The 22,949-nt window shown below is 47.2% G+C and carries 20 protein-coding genes; 4 read left to right on the plus strand and 16 right to left on the minus strand.

The window, feature by feature from the left end; all coding sequences use genetic code 11:
* Nucleotides 1–33: 33 nt before the first annotated feature.
* The 8 genes from rnd to OH458_RS01720 all read right to left on the minus strand — a co-directional run bounded on the left by rnd (nt 34) and on the right by OH458_RS01720 (nt 7,826).
* On the minus strand, nt 34–1,149 hold the full coding sequence (gene rnd, locus OH458_RS01685) for a ribonuclease D (protein WP_269977072.1): 1,116 nt from the start codon (nt 1,147–1,149) through the stop codon (nt 34–36).
* A 165-nt stretch (nt 1,150–1,314) separates the two neighbouring features.
* A complete protein-coding gene (gene fadD / locus OH458_RS01690) occupies nt 1,315–3,009 on the minus strand; it encodes a long-chain-fatty-acid--CoA ligase FadD (protein ID WP_038134066.1) in 1,695 nt (564 codons plus the stop codon).
* 111 nt (nt 3,010–3,120) lie between these two features.
* Nucleotides 3,121–3,978: an alpha/beta fold hydrolase gene (locus tag OH458_RS01695; protein ID WP_269977073.1), complete on the minus strand. Its 858-nt coding sequence runs from the start codon at nt 3,976–3,978 to the stop codon at nt 3,121–3,123.
* The gene (locus OH458_RS01700; protein WP_269977074.1) at nt 3,975–4,526 is read right to left on the minus strand and encodes a Slp family lipoprotein; all 552 of its coding nucleotides are present in this window, start codon (nt 4,524–4,526) and stop codon (nt 3,975–3,977) included. The genes OH458_RS01695 and OH458_RS01700 overlap by 4 nt, the downstream gene beginning before the upstream one ends.
* Before the next feature lie 19 nt (nt 4,527–4,545).
* Nucleotides 4,546–4,848: a hypothetical protein gene (locus tag OH458_RS01705; protein ID WP_038134058.1), complete on the minus strand. Its 303-nt coding sequence runs from the start codon at nt 4,846–4,848 to the stop codon at nt 4,546–4,548.
* Nucleotides 4,849–4,877: 29 nt separating this feature from the next.
* Nucleotides 4,878–5,579, minus strand: a complete 702-nt coding sequence (tsaB, locus tag OH458_RS01710) for a tRNA (adenosine(37)-N6)-threonylcarbamoyltransferase complex dimerization subunit type 1 TsaB (RefSeq protein ID WP_269977075.1) — start codon at nt 5,577–5,579, stop codon at nt 4,878–4,880.
* A 12-nt stretch (nt 5,580–5,591) separates the two neighbouring features.
* Nucleotides 5,592–7,520, minus strand: a complete 1,929-nt coding sequence (locus OH458_RS01715; RefSeq protein ID WP_269977076.1) for an ATP-dependent DNA helicase — start codon at nt 7,518–7,520, stop codon at nt 5,592–5,594.
* Between the two features lie 105 nt (nt 7,521–7,625).
* Nucleotides 7,626–7,826, minus strand: a complete 201-nt coding sequence (locus tag OH458_RS01720) for a hypothetical protein (protein ID WP_005474901.1) — start codon at nt 7,824–7,826, stop codon at nt 7,626–7,628.
* A 252-nt stretch (nt 7,827–8,078) separates the two neighbouring features.
* Between OH458_RS01720 and purU the strand changes: the two genes are divergently transcribed.
* Nucleotides 8,079–8,912 carry a formyltetrahydrofolate deformylase gene (purU, locus tag OH458_RS01725; protein WP_005474869.1) on the plus strand — a complete coding sequence of 278 codons (834 nt, stop codon included), beginning with the start codon at nt 8,079–8,081 and terminating at the stop codon, nt 8,910–8,912.
* Between the two features lie 68 nt (nt 8,913–8,980).
* Here purU and OH458_RS01730 read toward each other — a convergent pair whose 3' ends face one another.
* Nucleotides 8,981–10,993, minus strand: a complete 2,013-nt coding sequence (locus OH458_RS01730; protein ID WP_443088488.1) for an FAD-dependent oxidoreductase — start codon at nt 10,991–10,993, stop codon at nt 8,981–8,983.
* A gap of 190 nt (nt 10,994–11,183) precedes the next feature.
* On the opposite strand from OH458_RS01730, the gene sppA reads away from it, so the two are divergent.
* Both sppA and ansA read left to right on the plus strand, forming a co-directional pair.
* A complete protein-coding gene (gene sppA / locus OH458_RS01735) occupies nt 11,184–13,034 on the plus strand; it encodes a signal peptide peptidase SppA (RefSeq protein WP_269977077.1) in 1,851 nt (616 codons plus the stop codon).
* Between the two features lie 157 nt (nt 13,035–13,191).
* Nucleotides 13,192–14,208, plus strand: a complete 1,017-nt coding sequence (gene ansA, locus OH458_RS01740) for an asparaginase (protein ID WP_005474872.1) — start codon at nt 13,192–13,194, stop codon at nt 14,206–14,208.
* Nucleotides 14,209–14,318: 110 nt separating this feature from the next.
* Here the strand turns inward: ansA and serS are convergent, their stop codons facing one another.
* The 4 genes from serS to OH458_RS01760 all read right to left on the minus strand — a co-directional run bounded on the left by serS (nt 14,319) and on the right by OH458_RS01760 (nt 18,366).
* The gene (serS, locus tag OH458_RS01745; RefSeq protein WP_039479843.1) at nt 14,319–15,626 is read right to left on the minus strand and encodes a serine--tRNA ligase; all 1,308 of its coding nucleotides are present in this window, start codon (nt 15,624–15,626) and stop codon (nt 14,319–14,321) included.
* A gap of 96 nt (nt 15,627–15,722) precedes the next feature.
* Nucleotides 15,723–17,069, minus strand: coding sequence for a replication-associated recombination protein A (locus OH458_RS01750; RefSeq protein ID WP_038191513.1), 1,347 nt, complete (start codon nt 17,067–17,069; stop codon nt 15,723–15,725).
* Nucleotides 17,070–17,071: 2 nt separating this feature from the next.
* Nucleotides 17,072–17,668: an outer membrane lipoprotein chaperone LolA gene (lolA, locus tag OH458_RS01755; RefSeq protein WP_038134033.1), complete on the minus strand. Its 597-nt coding sequence runs from the start codon at nt 17,666–17,668 to the stop codon at nt 17,072–17,074.
* 83 nt (nt 17,669–17,751) lie between these two features.
* Nucleotides 17,752–18,366, minus strand: a complete 615-nt coding sequence (locus tag OH458_RS01760; protein WP_269977078.1) for a YecA family protein — start codon at nt 18,364–18,366, stop codon at nt 17,752–17,754.
* 247 nt (nt 18,367–18,613) lie between these two features.
* On the opposite strand from OH458_RS01760, the gene dusC reads away from it, so the two are divergent.
* A complete protein-coding gene (dusC, locus tag OH458_RS01765; RefSeq protein WP_269977079.1) occupies nt 18,614–19,567 on the plus strand; it encodes a tRNA dihydrouridine(16) synthase DusC in 954 nt (317 codons plus the stop codon).
* Here the strand turns inward: dusC and OH458_RS01770 are convergent.
* The 3 genes from OH458_RS01770 to OH458_RS01780 form a co-directional block, all read right to left on the minus strand.
* Nucleotides 19,564–21,024, minus strand: a complete 1,461-nt coding sequence (locus OH458_RS01770; protein ID WP_269977080.1) for a sensor domain-containing diguanylate cyclase — start codon at nt 21,022–21,024, stop codon at nt 19,564–19,566. The genes dusC and OH458_RS01770 overlap by 4 nt on opposite strands.
* 133 nt (nt 21,025–21,157) lie before the next feature.
* Nucleotides 21,158–21,952: an ABC transporter ATP-binding protein gene (locus OH458_RS01775; RefSeq protein WP_269977081.1), complete on the minus strand. Its 795-nt coding sequence runs from the start codon at nt 21,950–21,952 to the stop codon at nt 21,158–21,160.
* Nucleotides 21,949–22,893, minus strand: a complete 945-nt coding sequence (locus OH458_RS01780; RefSeq protein ID WP_269977082.1) for an ABC transporter permease — start codon at nt 22,891–22,893, stop codon at nt 21,949–21,951. The genes OH458_RS01775 and OH458_RS01780 overlap by 4 nt, the downstream gene beginning before the upstream one ends.
* Nucleotides 22,894–22,949 lie beyond the last annotated feature (56 nt).

Below are 22,949 nucleotides of genomic sequence, written 5' to 3' on the forward strand. Positions count from 1 at the left end.
AGCCCTTTTTATTTCTGCATTAACTAACGGAAGCTACAGCAGCTTGTTGAGTTTTTCCCCAACTAACTGCAAACGCCATCCCTGCATCACATCGGGAAGTTTTGCGGGATCTCTGTCCTTCTTCCACACCCAACTAATGACTTGATTGAGCTGCTTCTTTGATGCAATAAATTCGGTCGCTAAGCCAGAAGCCTGAGAGGCATGCTTCACTTCATCTTTCAGAACTTTGAATTTCTGCTTGTAGCCTGGCATATCCATAAGACGCTCGATTTTCTCTGGGTACTCTTCCGGAGAGATGCCGCGAGCCGATTTTACAATAGAGATGATGCGCGTAGCATGGCGCTGGACTGAACGTGAGTCCATCCCCTCTTGTTCCATTTGCTGGCGGTTTTGTAAGCCCAATCTCGCTACGTTCAGCAAGTCATTCTCTTTGAAGATAAAATTCAATGCTAAGTCACGACGGACGGCTTCTTTATAACGCCATGTCGCCAGTGGTTTCAGTATTGCTAACTCACGTGGCTTTAGCTGCCAAGCCCCCTTAACATCGAGATAAGCCATCTCAGGATCGGTATTTTTAATGCGCTTAGCGGCCAAAAGGTCGCTCTCTTGTTGAGCGGCTTCCCACCAGCCAGCTTCTGTTACTGCATTCAATAACTTTTCATACAGTGGCAACAGATAGAACACATCTGCTGCGGCATAATCTAGCTGCTTGTCGGTTAACGGGCGAGCTAACCAATCTGTTCGCGACTCACTTTTATCCAGTTCAACCTGCAAATAGTGTTCAACTAACGAAGCAAAACCTGTCGACAGACCGTGCCCCAAAAATGCAGCCATGAGTTGTGTGTCAACCATAGGATATGGCAAGCAGCCGAAACTGTTTTGAAAAACTTCGAGATCCTCACCACAGGCATGAAGCACTTTCAGTACAGAAGTATCTTGCAGCAGTTCAACAAATGGCGTCATTTCATCTAGTTCAGTTGGATCAATGAGGGATAGCTGCTCGCCGTCAAACAACTGAATCAATCCTAACTGTGGATAGAAGGTTCGCGTACGGACAAACTCAGTGTCTAGCATAACCACATCCACTTCTCGCGCTTTTTGACAAACTTGTTCTAGCAGAGCGTTATCGGTAACAATTTGGTAATTCACTAATCTCTCACTTTGGGGTTGATACCAATCTAGATAAGCATCCACCTTATCGTTTATCGCTTGGAAAGTGCTTATTTAGATTGGTATTAAAATGCATAAAAAATGCCGACAGGGTAATGTCGGCATTCTATCATCAATCACATAGCTCTGCTTGATTAGCTTTGTTCAGCTTTGTTCAGCTTTGGCTAAGTTGGCATCGTTTTCTTCACGTAAAACACGGCGCAAAATCTTACCCACATTGGTTTTTGGTAGATCTTCTTTGAACTCCACTAACTTAGGTACTTTGTAGCCTGTCAAATGTTGACGACAGTGAGCAATCACTTCATCTTTAGTAAGGCTAGGATCGCGCTTAACAACGTAGATCTTAACAATCTCACCAGACACTTCATGAGGTTGACCAATCGCGGCAACTTCAAGCACTTTGCCATGAAGCGCTACCACATCTTCAATCTCATTTGGATACACATTGAAGCCCGATACCAAAATCATGTCTTTCTTACGGTCAACAATGTGGATCAAGCCTTCTTCATCAAACTTGACGATATCGCCTGTTGATAACCAACCTTCTGCATTAATGACTTCTTTGGTTGCTTCAGGACGTTGCCAGTAACCTTGCATAACCTGAGGACCACGTACTTGAAGCTCGCCCACTTCTGTATTTGGCAGTGGGTTACCTTCATCATCGACAATTCGTACTTCAGTGGATGGGACAGGCAAACCAATCGCACCCGTGTAGTCAGTCAAGTCGTATGGGTTGCCCGTGACCAGAGGCGAACACTCTGTTAATCCGTAACCTTCAAGCAGGTGCACACCTGTGGTCTTCTTCCACTGGTCGGCGACGGCACGCTGAACGGCCATGCCACCACCAACAGCCAGCTTTAAGTTGCTAAAGTTAAGCTCATGGAAGTCTTCGTTATTGACTAAGGCGTTGAACAAGGTATTAACTCCCGTAACCGCAGTAAATGGGTATTTCTGGAGTTCTTTGACAAAACCTGGAATGTCACGTGGGTTAGTGATGAGTAGGTTTTGCCCACCCATTTCAATAAACAGCAAACAGTTTACCGTCAAAGCAAAGACGTGATACAGCGGCAAAGCGGTGACCACCAGCTCGCGCCCTTCAGACAATACAGGGCCATAGGCGCCTTTCGCTTGCATGACGTTGGCAATCATATTGCGATGGGTCAAAATTGCGCCCTTCGCTACGCCGGTTGTTCCACCTGTGTATTGGAGAAAGGCAATGTCATCACCCGACATAAAGGGTTTTACGTACTGAAGACGGCGCCCTTTATGCAGTGCTTTACGCATCGAGATAGCACCCGGCAGATCGTATTTTGGCACCATGCCTTTGACGTATTTCACCACGAAGTCAACGATGGTTCCTTTCGCTCGCGGTAACATCTGACCCAAACTCGTGAGTACCACGTGTTTTACCTGCGTGTTATCAACGATTTGCTCCAGCGTATTGGCGAAGTTGGACACAATAACAATCGCCGTTGCACCTGAGTCGTTCAGTTGATGCTCTAGCTCTCGAGGGGTATACAGCGGGTTGACGTTAACGGCTATCAAACCTGCGCGTAAAACACCAAATAACGCTACCGGGTATTGCAGTAAATTTGGCATCATGAGGGCAACTCGGTCGCCTTTTTGCAATTTCAAATCGTTTTGCAGATATGCGGCAAAGGCGCGGCTGCGTTCTTCCAGTTTACGGAAGGTCATTACCGAACCCATATTTGTAAATGCTGGTTGGTCAGCGTACTTCTGTACTGACTGCTCAAACATCTCAACCAGAGATGGATATTGGTCTGGGTTAATGTGCTCTGGCACATCGCTTGGATAACGTGATAGCCAAGGTTTATCCACGGTAATACTCCTCGAAATAAGCTGGCTGAAGCCGATGAAATTGTCTTGTTTTTATCACCCGCTATTACAGCACAGGCGAAGCGTGTGAGCACGAAACACTCAAACACTTGTTTAAATTTTGTTAACTAAGCCAAAAATTAGGTTAGATACTCTAAAAGGTTGTTCTAAGTGGCAATGATGACCGCCCTCAATGACCTCAAACTGAGTCATATCAGAGGCCTCTTGCTGAAAAATAGGCAAATGTGAAAAGCCTCGATTGCCCAAAACAACAAGCTGCGGACAAGAGATGTTTTGGCGAATGAACTTCGCATGCTCAAGTGACATTCGATAGAGCGACTGACTTTGCAACTTAACATCGTGGCGCCAAATCCAATGCTCGCCTTGCTGCTCAATGCCTCGCTTTACGACAGGCGCGATCAGGCTTGCCTCAATGTCATTCACTTTCGCGCGTCTTTCTATCGCGTTTTGCAGCGACGCCATCGCTCTTACCGGCTTTTTTCTGATCCGTTGGCGACTTGCAATACCCTCTTTGATCCTGCTAAGCGTATTCTCTTCGGTTTCTGCCAAGGGACCATACCCTTCTATTTGAACTAAACCACTAACCTGCTCTGGGAAGGCGGCACTATAACAACTTGCAATCAAAGCACCAAGAGAATGCCCTACCAACACCACTCTGTTTGGCGACAAGTTAACCAAAAATTGGTAAATATCGTCTAAATAGTCGTGAAATGGGTAGAAGTTCGCCCCTTTCTTATGCCCAGAAAGACCGTGACCAGGTAAATCGATTGCGCAAAGATGCAGTTGCGGTTCAAGGTGATGAAGCTCTGCCATAACCGTGGAAAAACTGGCGGCATTATCCAGCCACCCATGTAAAAAAACGACCGATATGTCGGCCGTTTTGCTATTACCATACTCAAGGGTCGCAATGTCGATATCTTGAATGGCGTACCTTTGTTCTATTGGTGTCATTTCACTTCCTGAATCACCGTTCCTTGTCGGCTGCTATGACGCATCTCTCGACAATAAAGACCACGACATGGGTAAAGATAACTGTCTACTTCCTGAATCCTAACCCGCTCTTCGATTCGCCATAAATGAAAACCCTGCACTTGCATCACAGGAAAAGTGTACTCATAGTCACCCACTGCGCCTTGTTCGGTCCCAATGCTTTGACCTAATAGAGTGATCAAACGCCCCTGTGCAAGAGACGCTGGCTCGGCGTAGCCGTCAATATAACCAACAAAACGTCCTTGCGGCTCTTGGCTGATATCTGGCTTTCCGTTTGAACTTATCGGCAAGTTAACCACTTCGACACGTGTTTTGCTTTGTAGATTGGTCACTTTAGCGATAACGCCGCCTAAACGGACATCTCCGCTCGCAATGGGCTTGGATTGCCAAACTGTATAATCACTAACAAGTTGAGGGTCTTCAGATTTCAAGTTTTCAGGCAAGGTACTGCACGCACTTAGCAGTAATAGAGAGATCGTGACAAAAAGGCTGCGGGAAAAAATTGTCATACGTTGTGGACCTTTGAAGCTAGATGTAAATATCGACACCAAGCATTTGTGATAGTTCATCGCGTTTAGCTTGGTGCATGACATTCATATACTCTTCCATTGCCTTACGACTTCGTCCTTCGGGAAGATCATATTGGATTTGCGCTTTGTGTACTTCAGACTCGGAGACATGACGGATAGTTTGAGCAACAGCATTCGCCACCTTAGATGGTTGGCCTACAGGCTCTTTTTGCTGCGCTTTTTTTACCTCGTTCTTCTTGTTTGCCTTGTTGGCCTTATTAGGACCTGGCAATGAAGGAGGTAAACCATTTATTGATACCATACTATCCGCCTATCGCCGTTTACCCGCGGTTATTCACGCCCTGGCAACTTCTTCCATGCTACCGTGTCACGCAAGTACGTTGGACTTGCCGCTTCCGCTTCAACCGTGTTGCCTTTCGCTAACTCAAACTGAGCAAGATAGACGATATCTTCAGCGTCTGGGAATAACACATCCCCTTCCTCAGTTTTAAACTGGAGCCCTTCTAGCTCATTTTGATAAGCCGCCCAGCCCGTACCTGCCGTGCGCCAAAGCTGCTCATCGGCTGTACTATTCTCGGCTAGCATGCTCGGTGGAACGACGCATTCGGCATCAACTGACGACCAAGTGCCATCTTCTTGACGGGCAAATCGTCCCCAGTACACTTCGCTCATACGTGCATCTATGGCGCACGCGACGTGCTCTACACCATGTTTACGGTAGCTGCCTTGAGCCATAGCTTCCAGTGTCGATACACCAATCATCGGTAAATCCGCACCAAACGCTAAACCTTGTGCAATACCGATGCCAATGCGAACACCTGTAAAGCTACCTGGCCCACGACCATACGCCAGAGCATCAAGTTCGGCCAACGCCACACCCGCTTCTTTCAAGACTTCATCCACCATGGGTAGAATTTTTTTAGTGTGGTCTCGTGGTGCAACTTCGCTTCTAACATACACCTTGTCATCAACTAAAAGCGCTACAGAGCAGTTCTCTGTAGCCGTATCTAGGGCAAGAATTTTTGCGCTCATTGAAATCTCTAACTATTCGTTGGTTGTTTCTGAAATCTGTTCAAGAAAGTGCTCGACCAATGATAAATCCCGAGTTCTTGGGATAGGCGGTAAGCTCGATAAGAACACGCTACCATAGTCTCTTGTGACCAAACGGTTGTCACAAATGATCAGCGCTCCTTTGTCTTTCTTGTCTCGTATTAGTCGCCCGACACCCTGCTTCAACGTAATAACCGCATCAGGTATTTGTACCTGAGCAAAAGGATCGCCCCCTTTCAGTTGGCAATCTTCAATACGCGCTTTGAGCAATGGGTCATCGGGCGCTGTAAATGGTAATTTGTCGATAATAACACAGCTGAGCTTGTCGCCTCTAACATCAATTCCTTCCCAAAAAGCGCCGGTTGCAACGAGCAAGGCGTTACCTAACTCCATAAACTCTGCCAGTGTTTTCTGTTTGCTGGTTTCCCCTTGCATCAAGACAGGCACGCTAAGCTGCTCTCTAAAGCGTTCACCCAGCTCTCTCATCATGCTGTGAGAGGTACACAAGAAGAAACATCGTCCTTGGTTTTTTTCTATCACAGGACTAAGCATGCGCACTAATTTGTCCGCAAGACCGGGGCTATTGGGTTCAGGCAAATAACGCGGTACACAGAGTTTTGCTTGGCTTTGATAGTCGAAGGGACTCGGCAAAGAGAACTGCTTTTCCGGTTTGAGCCCCAAACGTGAGGTGAAATGACCGAAATCATCATTAACGGCCAGAGTCGCGGAGGTAAATATCCACGCCCCTTGCTTAAGTTCAATCTGCTCATGAAATTTATCCGCGACCGACAGTGGCGTGATATGCAAACTAAAATGCCTAGGCGTGGTATCAAACCAGTAAGAGTAACCCGTAATGGAGACTTCACACACACGTGTCAGACGAGCTTGTAAGGTATTGGCTCGTTCAAATGCACTATCAAGCAATTGGCTTCGCCCCAAGGCAAGTTTTAGCACCTCTAACACAAAGTCTAGCGCTTCACGCAGGCGCTCCATTTCTCTGGCAATATTTGGTGATTGAATCGCCTCTCGCCAGTTACCACGAAAACCAGGTTCACCGAGAATAATCCGCAGATCCATCGCCGTTTGCAGAAGCTTTTCGCCCGCTTTTTGCAACTGGCGCATATCTTTTGCTTCGGTCCGATAGCCAATTTCAATATCTTTACACAACTCTTGAATTTGGCGACTGGATAACGACTGACCAAAATATTGGCTGGCGATATCAGGCAATTGATGCGCTTCGTCAAACACAAACACATCAGCTTCGGGAATTAGCTCGCCAAAGCCTGTCTCTTTTATCGCTAAATCAGCAAGGAACAAATGGTGATTAACCACCACCACGTCTGCATCCATTGCCTTTTTACGCGCTTTAAGAACAAAGCAGTCTTGGTAGCTAGGGCACTCTTTACCCAAACAGTTGTCATTGGTCGATGTTATCGAAGGGATTATCGGGCTATCTTCCGCAATGGCATCACAGTCACCGAGATCGCCTGTCTTGGTTTCACTCACCCAAGAGCGGACTTTAACAAGCTGACTAAGCAAGGTTGGATCGGCGGTGTTGCTGTGGCTTTCCACCATTTGCCGACTGAGGCGATCCAAGCAGAGGTAGTTTGATCGCCCTTTCAGCAAAGCCACTTGACCGTAAAAGCCGAGCGCACTGACCATCAAGGGTAGATCGCGATGATAAAGCTGCTCTTGAAGGTTTTTTGAACCAGTACTGATGATGACTTTTTTACCGCTCATTAGTGCCGGAACAAGGTAGGCGAACGTTTTTCCCGTTCCTGTGCCCGCCTCAACCACCAACTGGCCGTCGGTTTTAATGGCATTCTGTACAGCTTCTGCCATATCAAGCTGAGCCTGGCGAGGTTGAAAACCAGGTATGGCTTTGCCAAGCGCACCGTCTGAAGAAAAGGTTTTTGCGATCATCAATTATCTGTAGGAGCAAATCGTCGGGAGAAGGATTATGGCAGTTTTCAAAGCAACGCGCGAATCCGATTGGATTCGCGCGCATAGAATTAGGATTGAGATCGATTAACGACGGTTAAGGTAACGCGATAACCATGCAGGGCCATTAAACTCGTTATGCTCTTCTGTCATCGCTTTTGCCGCTTCCGCAGGCGATGCTTTGTTTTCCCACATTTGATCTAGCAGAGCTTCATCTAAATCTTTATCACCAATGAGCGAACTCACTCTCTCAGAATACAGCTTACGGGCTAGAAGTTCTTTATCCATAAATACCACCTTAAGACACTCAATAGAGGGATAGCCATTCAACACAAACCTTAACTTTTGAACCAATACAGGCACGAACTCCTCTTGAAAAACTCTCATGGCTGGTTAGCCAAACGATTTAGTCAGATTATTTGTTGAAACCATCTTGATATTAGTTTAATTGTAGCTTTTATAATGCGGGTTACTTCACCGTTCGGAGCCCTGTATAAATTTCAGAAATAAAAAAAAATAATTCACGGAAGTACCAACTAAATGGAAAAGAAAACACTACTGACACACTGCACAGATGCGCCTGGACTGATCTCCAAGATCACTAACATCTGTTACAAGCATCAACTGAATATCATTCATAATAATGAGTTTGTTGATAATACTAGCGGCCACTTCTTCATGCGTACCGAGCTTGAGGGTTACTTCAATGATGAAACTTTCCTTGCTGACCTTGATCAGGCACTGCCCCAAGGTGCAAAGCGCAAGTTAATTGGCTCGAACCGCAAACGCATTGTGATTCTGGTTACGAAAGAAGCTCACTGCATCGGCGATATCTTGATGAAAAATTACGATGGCAGTTTGGATGTGGACATCGCTGCGGTTGTCGGTAACTACGACACGCTACAAAGCCTAACGGAAAAGTTTGATATTCCTTACCACCATGTGTCTCATGAAGGTTTGAATCGCGAAGAGCACGAGCAAAAAATGCTGGAAGTGATCGACCAATACCAAGCGGACTACTTAGTGCTAGCTAAGTACATGCGTGTGTTAACGCCTTCATTCGTTGAAAAATATCATCACAAAATCATCAATATTCACCACAGTTTCCTACCTGCGTTTATTGGTGCTAAACCTTACCAACAGGCGTATGAGCGTGGTGTGAAAATCATTGGTGCCACTGCCCACTTCGTAACCAATGACCTTGATGAAGGGCCGATCATCAAGCAGGACGTCATTCCTGTGGATCACAACTTCAGCGCCCAAGACATGGCGCAAGCAGGCCGAGACGTCGAGAAAAACGTGCTCAGCAAAGCGCTTAACAAGGTGCTCAATGACCATGTGTTTGTCTACGGCAACAAAACCGTCATTTTGTAAAACTCGCAGAACAAAGAAGACCTCCATGCGGAGGTCTTCTTTTTTCGTACTTGCGCGGTAAAGCGACGTTATAGCTTAACGGCCAGTTCGACACCTTGGCGAATCGCACGGACGGCATCCAACTCGCCCGCATAATCTGCGCCACCAATGATATGCAGTTTATCGCCGAGTAAATGCCATTTATCTTCAAACGGTCTTACTGACTCTTGGCCCGCACAAATGATCACCTTATCAGCTTCAAGCAACTTGGATTCGCCTTCAGCGGTAATATGGAGGCCTTGTTCATCAATCTTCTCGTAGCTCACGCCACCTAATAAATTGACTCCCCGCTTTTCTAAGGTGCGTTTATGAATCCACCCCGTTGTCTTGCCCGGACCTTTACCCACTCTGCCTTTACGACGCTGCAAGACCCAGACCTCTTTATCACTCAATGAATCTGGGTATGGATACAAACCACCAGGATGGGCGATTTCCTTATCGATACCCCATTCATGCAACCAGTCGTCAAGGTTATGGCCTGCTGGTTCGGTTAACATCGTCGCGACATCGACACCAATCCCACCAGCGCCGACGATCGCCACTTTGTTCCCGACAAAAGTTTTGTCACGAATAAGCGTCTGGTAATCGACCACTTTTTCAAGATTGTCGATGCCATCAATCTTCACTTTTCTCGGCTCCACGCCTGACGCCATAATCACTTCATCGTACTCGTTGAGCAGATCGAAGTTGGCTTCCGTTTCTAAGTGCAGTTTGACGCCAGTTTCGTCAATTAGATTGGCAAAGTAGCGAATGGTCTCACGAAACTCTTCTTTGCCTGGGATCTGCATAGCAAGGCGGAACTGGCCACCAATGCGATCGTTGCGCTCAAACAGATCCACTTGATGGCCACGTTTGGCAAGGGTCGTCGCACATGATAAGCCCGCAGGCCCCGCGCCCACCACCGCAATATTCTTCGGTTTGTCTGTTGGCGTGACCACCAACTCATCTTCACGGCAGGCCAGTGGATTGACTAAACAGCTCGCACGCTTGCCCTTAAACACATTATCCAAACATGCTTGGTTACACCCAATGCAGGTGTTGATAAGTTGCGATTGATTGTTCTCAGCTTTGATAACGAAATGGGGGTCTGCCAAGAAAGGACGCGCCATAGAAACCATGTCAGCATGCCCGCTGGACAAGATTCTTTCCGCCTCTTCCGGAGTGTTGATTCGGTTACACGTTACGATAGGTACATTCACGTGCGGGCGTACTTTTTCCGTAACCCAAGTAAACGCGCCGCGAGGTACTTGAGTTGCAATAGTTGGAATGCGAGCCTCATGCCAACCAATCCCTGTGTTGATGATCGTCACGCCTGCTTTTTCTAGCTCTTTAGCCAGCATCACGACTTCATCAAACGTACTGCCCTCTTCAACCAGATCAAGCATGGATAAGCGGAAGATAATGATAAATTTCTCGCCTACAGCTTTGCGAATCGACTTAACGATCTCAAGAGGAAAGCGCATGCGATTCTCATAACTGCCGCCCCACTCATCGTAGCGCATGTTGGTTCGCTTACAGATAAACTGGTTGATGAGATAGCCTTCCGAGCCCATGACTTCAACACCGTCATACCCCGCTAGTTGAGCGAGCGAGGCACTGTTTGCGAACGCATCGATGGTTTTCTTAATTTGGCGCGTGCTCATTTCACTCGGCGCGAACTTCGCGATTGGCGCCTTAATCGATGAAGCACTTTGGGAGAAAGGATGCATGGCGTATCGACCTGCATGAAGCAGTTGTAACGCAATCTTGCCGCCATGTTCATGCACAGCCTCAGTAACAACCTGATGCGCCTTTGCGTGCTTGGGTTTGCTAAACTCTGCGCTAAATGGATGTAAGCGTCCACGTAAGTTTGGAGAAAAACCACCGGTTACGATTAAACCTACCCCGCCTTTTGCACGTTCAGCGTAAAAAGCCGCGAGTTTTCCTAGACCTTCTTTGTGTTCTTCAAGTCCAGTATGCATAGAGCCCATTAAGACTCGGTTTCTGATTTGAGTAAATCCTAGATCTAACGGCTGTAATAGATTTGGGTACATGGCAGACATCACTTTCGTTTAATTATTCTGGTCTGACCAGAATAAACATCATCGTAATATAAATCAAACAAGCGTTTACATTTTTGTAACACCGATCAATCTTACAGTTGTTTGGGTATACTAGTTTCAGTAGGATGTAACTTATCTGGAATTATAAGGTCTTATAAGCCTTTACCTGCGTCTATGCAGCGGAGATTAAATGAAAAAACTATTTAAGTTTATCGGTCTATTCTTCAGAGGGATTTGGAAACTCATTACCTTTGTGCGTCTAGCGCTTACCAACCTGTTTTTCTTAGCCTCAATAGCGATCATCTATTTTGTCTATTTTCACGCACAAAGCGAAGCGCCAACCGTTCCCACTGAGTCAGCTCTTATTCTCAACCTGTCTGGCCCTATCGTTGAACAGCCGAACTACGTCAATCCAATGGATTCGTTTACTGGCTCCTTGATCGGTCAAGACTTACCCAAAGAAAATATCTTGTTTGATATCGTTGAGACACTCCGCTACGCAAAAGATGACCCTAAAATTAGTGGCTTAGTACTTGCTCTTGGCGATTTACCTGAAACCAACTTAACTAAACTTCGCTACATTGCAAAAGCGTTGAACGAGTTTAAAGCGTCAGGCAAACCGATTTATGCCGCTGGCGGATTCTACAATCAGAGCCAATATTACTTAGCCAGTTACGCAGACAAAGTATACCTCGCCCCTGATGGCGCAGTTCTGCTAAAGGGTTACAGCTCATACTCACTCTATTACAAAACGCTACTCGAGAAGCTCAACGTCAACACGCATGTCTTCCGAGTGGGGACTTACAAATCTGCCATAGAGCCTTTTGTTCGTGATGATATGTCAGAAGAAGCAAAAGAGTCGGCTTCTCGTTGGTTAAGTCAACTTTGGGGAGCGTTTGTTGATGATATCGCCGCGAATCGACAAATTAAGCCTGAGTCGCTACACCTGAGCATGGATGAATTCCTAACGCTACTAAAGAAAAACGATGGCGATCTTGCTGCGCTGTCGCTGAACATTGGTTTGGTTGATCAACTGGCGACCCGCCAGCAAGTACGCGCCGAACTAATTGATGTGTTTGGTAGCAATGGCGAAGACAGCTACAACCACATTAGTTACTACGACTACCAACCCACCATGACGCCATCATTTAGCACCAGTGCAAATGACATCGCTGTTGTGGTCGCAAGTGGTGCCATTATGGACGGTAGCCAGCCACGCGGAACGGTCGGAGGCGATACGGTCGCAGCCCTGCTTCGTCAAGCGCGCAATGATGATAAAGTCAAAGCGGTTGTCCTACGCGTGGACAGCCCGGGCGGTAGTGCCTTTGCCTCTGAGGTGATTCGCAATGAAATTGAAGCCCTAAAAGAAGCAGGAAAACCTGTTGTCGCGTCAATGTCGAGCTTAGCGGCATCGGGAGGCTACTGGATTTCAATGAGTGCTGACCGCATTGTCGCGCAGCCAACAACCTTGACGGGCTCTATTGGTATCTTCAGTGTCATCACCACCTTTGAGAAAGGATTGAATGAGCTCGGCGTCTACACCGATGGCGTTGGCACATCGCCATTCTCAGATGTCGGTGTGACGACAGGTTTATCGGAGGGGGCAGCAGAAGCGTTCCAACTTGGTATTGAGCACGGCTACAAACGCTTCACTCAGTTGGTCAGTGAAAATCGTAATATCTCTCTTACCCAGCTTGATAACATTGCCCAAGGACGAGTTTGGACTGGCCAAGATGCGATGAAGTTTGGCTTGGTGGATAGCATTGGCGACTTTGATGATGCCGTTAGCCTCGCTGCCGAACTTGCAGAAGTCGAAAACTACGACATTTACTGGGTGGAAGAACCATTAAGCCCTGCACAACAGTTCATTCAAGATCTGATGAATCAAGTGAAAGTCTCTGTCGGGATTGATATTAACAGTTATCTGCCACCAGCACTGCAACCTGTGATCAAACAAGTCAGGGCAGACTCAGATTTACTGCAGAGCTTTAACGACCCGAAAGGCCATTACGCCTTCTGTTTGAACTGTATGGTGCAATAAAGCAACAAATCAGATACTGCCCGTTTAATCCTGGGCAGTGCATCCGCGTATAGCACGCGACTTTTGGGGTGTTCCTGTGCGGAATGCCCCTTTTTATTGGCCCCGATTCCTATATAATCCCACGCTCTGTTCCCCCTACAATACTGGTTTCTAAGCAATGGCAAGAAAACACATCTATATCGCTTATACGGGCGGCACCATTGGTATGCAGAAGTCGCATGATCACGGTTACGTTCCTGTCGCTGGCTTTATGGAAAAACAACTGGCGAGCATGCCAGAATTCCACCGCCCAGAAATGCCAGAGTTCACCATCCATGAATACGATCCACTGATCGATTCCTCGGATATGACTCCAAAAGATTGGCAGCAAATCGCTGATGACATTCGTGCCAACTACGACAAGTATGACGGTTTCGTTATTCTGCACGGCACTGACACCATGGCCTATACCGCTTCAGCTCTCTCTTTTATGCTAGAGAACCTTGGTAAGCCGGTCATTGTGACTGGTTCGCAAATCCCGCTGGCGGAGCTGCGCTCTGACGGCCAAGCGAACTTGTTGAATGCACTCCATATCGCAGCAAATTATCCGATCAATGAAGTGACGTTGTTCTTCAACAACAAGCTAATGCGTGGCAATCGCAGTACCAAATCTCACGCTGATGGTTTTAATGCCTTTACTTCTCCAAACTTGCCACCTTTGCTCGAAGCAGGGATTAATATCCAGATCAGCAATGACATTAAGGTTGGGCATGTTCCAGAGGGCGAATTTAAAGTACACGACATTACGCCGCAGCCAATTGGTGTCATCACCATGTACCCTGGCATCTCTCACGAGGTCATTCGCAATACATTGCTGCAACCGGTCAATGCGATGATCTTGCTGACTTTTGGCGTTGGTAATGCGCCGCAAAACCCTGAGCTTCTTAGTCACTTAAAAGACGCCTCTGAACGCGGCGTGATCGTCGTTAACCTCACGCAATGTTTGGCAGGCAAAGTAAATATGGGTGGCTACGCGACTGGATGTGCCCTTGCCGAAGCGGGCGTGATCAGCGGCTACGATATGACCCCAGAAGCTGCTCTTGCCAAGCTTCACTATCTACTTAGCCAAGACCTCTCATACGAGCAAGTGAAAGTGAAAATGCAGCAAGTCTTACGCGGTGAGATGAGTATTTAATCTCATTATGAAACAACAAAGCCAGCTAAATAGCTGGCTTTTTTATTTCAGGCATTTAATAAAAAGGCGACTCATTGAGTCGCCTTTCATCTTTTCGTATTCGGTCGAGATTAACCGATGTGCGTTGCGCCGCCCATGTACTTCTGAAGTACTGCAGGGATTGCGATGCGGCCATCTGCTTCTTGGTTGTTCTCTAGAATAGCGACCATTGTACGACCAACTGCTAGACCAGAACCGTTTAGCGTGTGTACAAGCTCAGGTTTCTTCTCGCCTTTACGACGGAAACGCGCTTGCATACGACGAGCTTGGAAATCCCACATGTTTGAACAAGATGAGATCTCACGGTAAGTCTCTTGCGCTGGAACCCAAACTTCTAGGTCGTAAGTTTTACGTGCACCGAAGCCCATGTCACCAGTACATAGAACCACTTTACGGTAAGGCAGTTCTAGAAGTTGTAGAACTTTCTCAGCGTGGCCAGTTAGCTCTTCTAGTGCGTCCATTGAATCTTCTGGACGAGTGATTTGTACTAGCTCAACTTTGTCGAACTGGTGCATACGAATCAAACCACGAGTATCACGACCGTAAGAGCCCGCTTCAGAACGGAAACATGGCGTGTGAGCTGTCATCTTAAGCGGTAGATCCGCTTCGTCAGAAATCGTATCGCGAACAAGGTTCGTTACTGGTACTTCTGCCGTTGGGATCAGAGACAGTTTACGCGGCTCTTCGTCGTTTACTTTCTCTTCTAGTGGCTCAGTGTGGAACAGGTCTTTACCAAATTTTGGTAGCTGACCGGTACCAAATAGGCTGTCAGAGTTCACTAGATACGGTACGTACATTTCAGAGTAACCGTGCTCTTCAGTGTGTAGATCAAGCATAAACTGGGCAATTGCACGGTGTAGGCGAGCAAATTGACCTTTCATCACGATGAAACGTGCACCAGTGATTTTAGTCGCGCTCGCGAAATCAAGACCGCCCCCCATTTCACCGAGATCAACGTGATCTTTTAGTTCGAAGTCGTAAGTTTTTGGCTCACCCCAACGAGAAATCTCGACGTTGTCATCTTCGTCTTTACCATCTGGCACATCGTCAGCTGGCAGGTTTGGCACAGACAGCGTGATCTCTTCAAGTTGCGCCATTACTGCATCAAGTTCAACTTTTTTAGCATCAAGATCGCTACCTAGCGTACCGATTTGTTTCTTGATCTCTTCAGCACCTTCTTTATCGCCAGCCGCCATTTTTTGGCCGATCTGCTTAGAGATGGAGTTACGCGTGGATTGTAAATTTTCAACTTCAACTTGAATCGACTTGCGTTGTTCTTCAAGTGTACGGATTGTTTCTACGTCTAGCTTAAAGCCACGACGCGCTAGTTTTGCAGCTGTTTCATCCAGCTCTGTACGAAGTAATTTAGAATCCAGCATTGTTAATCCTATGCTTTTTTAGTTGTGAAATGGCGCTTAAGCATCGTGCTCAAGCGCTAAAAATATTAACCGAATAAATGTATCTAAAATGGGCGCTTATTCATAGCGCTTTTGTGGGCTTTTTGCGTCTAAACTAGCCAAGTAATCTAACTTTTCGCCAATTTTAGTTTCTAACCCTCGGTTGGTCGGTTGGTAGTAGCGAGTCTCTGCCATTTCTGGAGGAAGATATCTTTCACCAGCAGCGTATGCGCCAGGCTCATCGTGTGCATAGCGATACTCAGCGCCATAGCCGAGATCTTTCATCAACGAGGTAGGTGCATTGCGCAAATGGGGCGGCACTTCATACTCTGGTAGGTTATGAGCATCACGCAAAGCTTGCTTCCAAGCGGTATAAACAGCGTTGCTCTTTGGCGCACAAGCGAGGTAAACGATGGCTTGAGCTATGGCTCTTTCGCCCTCTGCAGGTCCAACTCGGGTAAAGCAATCCCATGCGGACAAGGCTACTTGCATGGCGCGCGGGTCCGCGTTGCCGACATCTTCAGAGGCAATCGCGAGTAGGCGTCTTGCGATATACAGCGGATCACAGCCTGCCGCAATCATTCGCGCCGACCAATACAGCGCAGCATCAGGATTAGAACCACGAATCGACTTATGAACCGCAGAGATTAAGTCGTACCAAATATCGCCTTTGTTATCAAAGCGCGAAACTTTTTCACCGGCGACCTCGGCCAGTAATGGTAAGGTAATCACCTTAACACCTTGGGCGTCTTCTTCTGCCATATCGTAGAGAAGCTCAAGATAGTTAAGCGACATCCGCGCGTCACCATTTACCAGCTCAGAAAGTCTATCTAGGACCCCTTCATCAAAAGCCGCTTCAACCTTACCTAAGCCACGTTGCTCATCGTTGATTGCTTGCTGCAATGCCAAACCAATATCTTGCTGAGAAAGAGAGGTTAACTTGTAGACTCGGGCACGCGACAGCAATGCGTTGTTCAGCTCAAAAGACGGGTTTTCCGTGGTGGCGCCAATGAAGGTCACCGTGCCATCTTCGATATGTGGAAGAAAGGCATCTTGCTGCGATTTATTGAAGCGGTGAACCTCGTCAACAAACAAGATCGTGCGTCTGCCAGCCAACTTATTTTCGCGCGCTCTTTCAATTGCTGCGCGGATTTCTTTCACACCGGAGGTCACGGCAGAGACTCGCTCAACTTCTGCGTTGGCGTAGTTTGCCGCCACTTCAGCGAGCGTTGTTTTCCCTGTGCCTGGAGGCCCCCACAAAATCATGGAGTGGATGTGACCCGCTTCCAACGCTCGTCGCAACGGTTTACCTGCGCCGAGAATATGTTGTTGACCAATATACTGGTCAAGCGTTTCTGGGCGCATTCTAGCAGCGAGGGGACGAAAATCTTCGTCCCCTGAAAAATCAAATGAGAAATTACTCACTTTTAATTCCTTTGGTCATCAACCTCGACACCTTGTGGAATGGCAAAGGTGAAGCGCTCAGCTTTAGGTTTAGTTAAATCAATGTTAGCGAACTTGAACGCACTCTGCTGACCGTCTTGTTCAATCACACTAAATCCTTTCACCGCGCCTTTGGCATCGATCTCTAATTTAAATTGACCTTGGTTTGAATCCACAGCAGTTGGGACAAGTGTGAACACATCGCCCTGTTGAGAAACATTGTAGTTTTCCCAGTCACTTTGGCGGTTGCGAGTCAACAATACAAACGGGGTTTGCTCTGTCGCTTGCTCTTGCCAGTAGATACTCACTTGTTCGATGAATGGGCTGTAATACCAAAGACTTTTGCCATCTGAGACCAACACGTTTTCATCTGGCATTGTGGTTGTCCAGCGGAAAAGACTTGGACGAGAAATTTCTACCGATCCCTCACCTTCCATCACCAAATCACCATCAGGACTTGTCACCTGCTGAGTAAAGTCAGCACTAAAACCTTCCGTTTGCTGTAAACGCTGATTAAGCTCGTCTTTTGGCGCTGCCAACACAGAGAAGCTCATAAACAGTAATGCGGCCAGTTTTTTCATTAATCTTGTTCCTATTGAGTCGCCATGACTCTCTTTATAATCGTGTTTCGAACTTGGTTTGACCGAAAAAAGTTAACTTTGTTCTATTTTCCACAACACTGCTTGAACTTTTTACCGCTACCGCACAAGCATGGATCGTTACGCCCTACTTGTTTGTACGGATTAACGCTTTGCGACTTAGCGCCAACCATCGCCTCATCGGCGGCGTGAGCAACTTCGATGATCATCAGGTCGAGTTGGTCGATAAAATCGGCCAATGACGGCGGTGTTTCAATGCCCGCTTCTCGCATTTGAGCTTGAGTTTGTGCTTCATCAATCGCCAGCATGAATGACGTCAATAGAGCTTGCAACATGCGAAGTGTGCCATCGCCAACGTGTACTTCTTGCCACTGCTCTTCTACCGTCGGCCAAAGCGTCATAAAGCCTTCAGCGATGTCGGCTAGCTGATCCTGCTTGGCGACCTCATCAAGCAACCCGAGCAAGGAGTACTCATTCGCCTTTAAATACGTGTACTGCTGGGTAATATGAGCTTCAATCGGCGCTTTCACTTGACTTGCGCTTTCAGAAAATACGCTCTCTAACCAAACTTCAGGGGCAAGAGGTTTGGTTGCCAAGTTGGCAGCAAGGGTTAAACCCTCGACGAAATAGGGAGATTCGTTAGTTAATGAGTCTGGCAGTGTCAGTAATTGATACTTCATGATTCACTTCTAGTGTTTAACTGATAAGGCACGCATTATAACCCTATGCAAGGCTTTAGGTCACTTCGAGACTTCCTCCCTGGCTCGAGCACCTGCTTCTTGTGATGATTAGACACATGTAGTCTCGGCTAGTTATAAGGATTTAATAACTAGCCTTCTCTTTTCCAAGCCCTGCAATCTTATCAAAGCAGTGACTTTTGCATCACTTGCCACTAAAATCACGCCTCCATAAATAGAGGCGTTTTTTATGCGATTAGTTCTTGGCCCAATGGAGGGCGTGTTAGATCATTTGATGCGCGAGATCTTAACCGACATCAATGATTATGATTTGTGCGTAACTGAGTTTGTTCGAGTCGTCGATCAGCTGCTGCCCGATCATGTCTTCCATCGTCTATGTCCAGAGCTACTGCAAGGGTCTCAAACCAAATCGGGGGTGCCTGTTCATGTTCAACTGCTTGGCCAAGATCCGGTTTGGATGGCAGAAAATGCCATAAAAGCAGCCGAATTGGGCGCAAGAGGCGTCGATCTTAACTTTGGCTGCCCAGCCAAGCTTGTGAACAAAAGCAAAGGTGGCGCCGCGCTTCTTCAACACCCAGAGCTTATCCACCAGGTCGTCAAAGCCTGCCGTGAAGCGGTGCCGAGCGATATCCCAGTGACGGCGAAAATACGCCTAGGTTGGGAGAATCCAGAAGACTGCTTCGAGATAGTAGACGCAATAGAAAAAGCAGGCGCTAATGAGTTGACCGTTCATGCACGCACCAAAGCAGGCGGCTACAAAGCAAGCGAGATTAAGTGGGAGTACATCGGCCAACTTCGTGAGCGTTTTACGATTCCACTGATCGCCAATGGTGAAATTTGGAATTACGAAGATGGTCAAGCCTGTATCGAAACAACGGGTGTGGATTCGCTGATGGTATGCCGCGGCGCGTTCAATGTTCCAAACCTTGGTAATGTTGTAAAACACAACCACGCTGTAATGCCTTGGTCAGAGGTGGTCGAGTTACTGCTTGTCTATTCTCAGTACGAAATGAAAGGCGACAAAGGCCTTTACTACCCGAACAGAGTTAAGCAGTGGTTCTCTTACTTGCGCCAACAATACCCTCAAGCGGCAGAGTTATTTAGAGAAATTCGTACCTTTAACAAAGCGGCGCCAATCGTTGAGCATATCACTCGTTACCGAGACGCACTCGACGCAGCTTAGAACACAAGTTTATCCTTACCCGACGTTTTGGCTTGGTATAGCTTTTCGTCAGCAGCTTTGAACAACGCCTCAAAGTTGCTGGCTTGCGCTTCATCGACAATTTCAACACCACCTGAAACCGTAAAGCCAGGCGCAACAACGTCTTGAGATCGAGAACGGATCGATTGTTGGACTCGCAGTAATGACTTCTTCAGCGCATCTCGGTTGCTACCACTCATGTAAACCACAAATTCTTCACCCCCAAATCGTGCCACCGCATCACTCGCGCGAATACTGTAGCTGATCTGGTCTGCCATGTAGCAAATAACGTTGTCTCCAACATCATGACCATAGGTGTCGTTGATCGATTTGAAATTATCAATATCGAAAACCGCGATGGCAACATACTCCCCATGCTGCACATTAACCAAGAAATCTTGTAGCCCTCTTCGGTTCAGCAGTCCTGTCATCGCATCTTTGGCAGCAAGATCTTTCAAGTATCCGTGCTCAACTCGAGTATTAATCAAAAACAACACGATAACTGAGAACACGTAGATAAAGCCTATCACGAGCAAACTGTATCGATGAGAAGAGACAAAATAGCCAATCTCTTTGATGGGATCCAGGCGATAAATTAGATGATGGTCACCACGGACGCCCTCAAGATTGAACATCTCAACACGAGTTGCATTGTCGGGAAAGGAAGTCGTGGTTGCATTTATAATTTCCAGTTTTCCCGACAACTTGCCTCTCGTGTCCATCAGTTCATCATAAGCAATGTCCAATGACAGCATGCCTTGATGCTCACCTAAAGAGTAAACGGGCATGGTTAAACTCATGACTAAGTCGCTGGTTGCGGCGATCGGCGCTGGCCCTGAAATTGAAATAACGTCTGGGTTTTGCGCCGTCGATTGCCAAAAAGGTCGCGCTTTGATCGTATCCAGCAGTTCGACTGTTGCCTGTTTTGCGTAAGTGTCCGGAGAGGACATCAGGTAGCCCTCACGGTCAATGTATTGAACGCCAAGGATCGTGTCATCAATATCGTGCATGAAGGACAGCACAGGGGCCAACGAGACCTGATTTGCAACGCGCTGATAGACGTCACTGTCTGAATCACACAGTTCGATTGTGCCCACCAGCATATAGTTAATATCTACTGCGGGCATATCGTGGTTGCGACCGTCGGTAAGCAGCAAGGCATCAATAGGCCACATCTGGCACACACTGTTTTTTATCTGCCGGTTGTGTTCTAGCAAAAAGATATATTGCGATTTGGAGTAGTTGGTAAAACTGTAATCGATAGCCGTAACAAGCTTAGCGGCGCGAGACAAATCATTTTGAATACGACCGTACTCATCACTGATTTCTCGGTTTACCAGATCGACGTAGTTTTTGATGGTTAATGCCAGTACGAGAGCAGACAGAACCAAGGGCATGAGAAAAACAAACTTCAAACTAAAATGCCGCTTCAACTGCATTAACCGCCTCTGATAAATAGAAATGAAAAAGCCTATCAATACTCTAATACGGTAGATAGGCTTAGCTGATGTTTTAGCGTGGATTGTGTCACAGATTTTTATCGTAACTTGCTAATTGATTGTCAATTTAATCCTAATTTAGCAACAAACTATCATCTGCGAGCTCTTCTCCGCGAACTTTAGAGAACATCTCAAGCAAATCGGGCACTTGCATGTTTTGCCTCTGCTCACCTGCCACATCAAGGACGATTTCTCCTTGATGCAGCATCACAGTCCGATCTCCACAGGCAAGCGCATCCTTCATAGAGTGCGTCACCATCATCACGGTCAGGTTAAACTCACTGACGATTTTCTTGGTTAAGTCGATGATGAAAGCCGCCATTCTAGGATCGAGCGCAGCGGTATGTTCGTCTAATAGCAGCAACTTACTGTCAGACAGCGTCGCCATTACCAGACTCACCGCTTGACGTTGCCCGCCAGAAAGCAGTCCTATGCTATCTCCAAGTCTGTCCTCCAAGCCTAATCCAAGGATGCTAATGCGTTCCTGAAATAGCGCTCTTCGTTTGGCTGACAGTGACAAGTTCCAACCGCGTTTTTTACCGCGCATGTAAGCCAGCGCCATGTTCTCTTCAATGGTGAGGTCACCACAGGTGCCTGCCAAAGGATCTTGGAAAACACGCGCACACTGCTCGGCTCGCCGATCCACACTTTGCTTTGTCACATCAAGTCCATCGATGATCACTCGGCCACCAATCATCGGCGTTTCGCCAGTTACCGCCCCCAACAAGGTCGATTTTCCCGCCCCATTCGAGCCGATCACCGTAAGGAATTGATGCTCAGGCACTTCGAGTGAAACACCTCGAAGCGCTTTATTTTCCAGAATCGTCCCGGGATTAAAGGTGACTTGAATATCTTCCAACTGAATCATGCCACGCCTCCTGAATTATCGCTGCGCTTTACCGCCTGCGTTTTCGTCGCAGGCGAATTAGCCTTTTTTGCTTTTAGATTTCCTTTTAACTTCGGCGCAATCAGAGCAATCGCCACCAGCAGTGCGGTCACTAAGTTCAAATCCGATGCTTGGAGACCAAACATTCCCGAGCTCAATGCAAATGCAACGGCCAGTCTGTAAAGAACCGACCCCACAATAACCGCCACCACGGCAACCCAAATCTTCTTACCAGGAATCAGCGTTTGACCGAGTATGACTGCTGCTAAGCCGACCACAATCGTGCCGACTCCAGAAGTCACATCAGCAAAGCTGTTGGTTTGAGCAAAAAGAGCGCCAGCGAAGCCGACGAAACCATTAGACAAGGCTAGACAAAAATAAGTATAGAAAGCGGTGCTGGCTCCTTGTGCGGAAACCATACGCGCGTTAACTCCGGTCGCTCTTAACCCCAAACCAAAATCACTGTTGAGCAACCGCACCACAAACCACGCCGATATCAACACCAACACGCCAACCACTAAAGGCCGAATCAACATTGAATCCCCTAATGTTTCAAATGGCGTCAAAATGGTCTCTTCTCCTAGAAGAGCGATGTTTGGTCGACCCATAATGCGGATGTTGATTGAAAACGCCGCAATCATGGTCAAAATAGAGGCAAGAAGATGAAGGATTCCACACCGGACGGCGAGAAATGCGGTAACCCAACCGGTTGCAGCACCAGCCAGTATTGCCATGCCCGTTGCAACCCAAGGGTTAATGCCTGAGACAATCGCCGTAGCGGCAACTGCGGCCCCCATCGGGAAACTGCCATCAACACTCAAGTCAGGAAAATCAAGAACTCGGAAAGTTAGATAAACACCAAGAGCCACCAATCCGTAGAGCAGCCCTATTTCTAACGCCCCAAAAAACGCAAAAGCAGACATAACAACTCCCTTTTCTGCTCAATAACAAGAGAGCGCGCAAACGCTCTCTTCACTTT

The organism is Vibrio sp. MarTm2, from assembly GCF_027587055.1.
In the GTDB taxonomy this organism is placed as follows: Bacteria; Pseudomonadota; Gammaproteobacteria; order Enterobacterales; family Vibrionaceae; genus Vibrio; species Vibrio sinaloensis_D.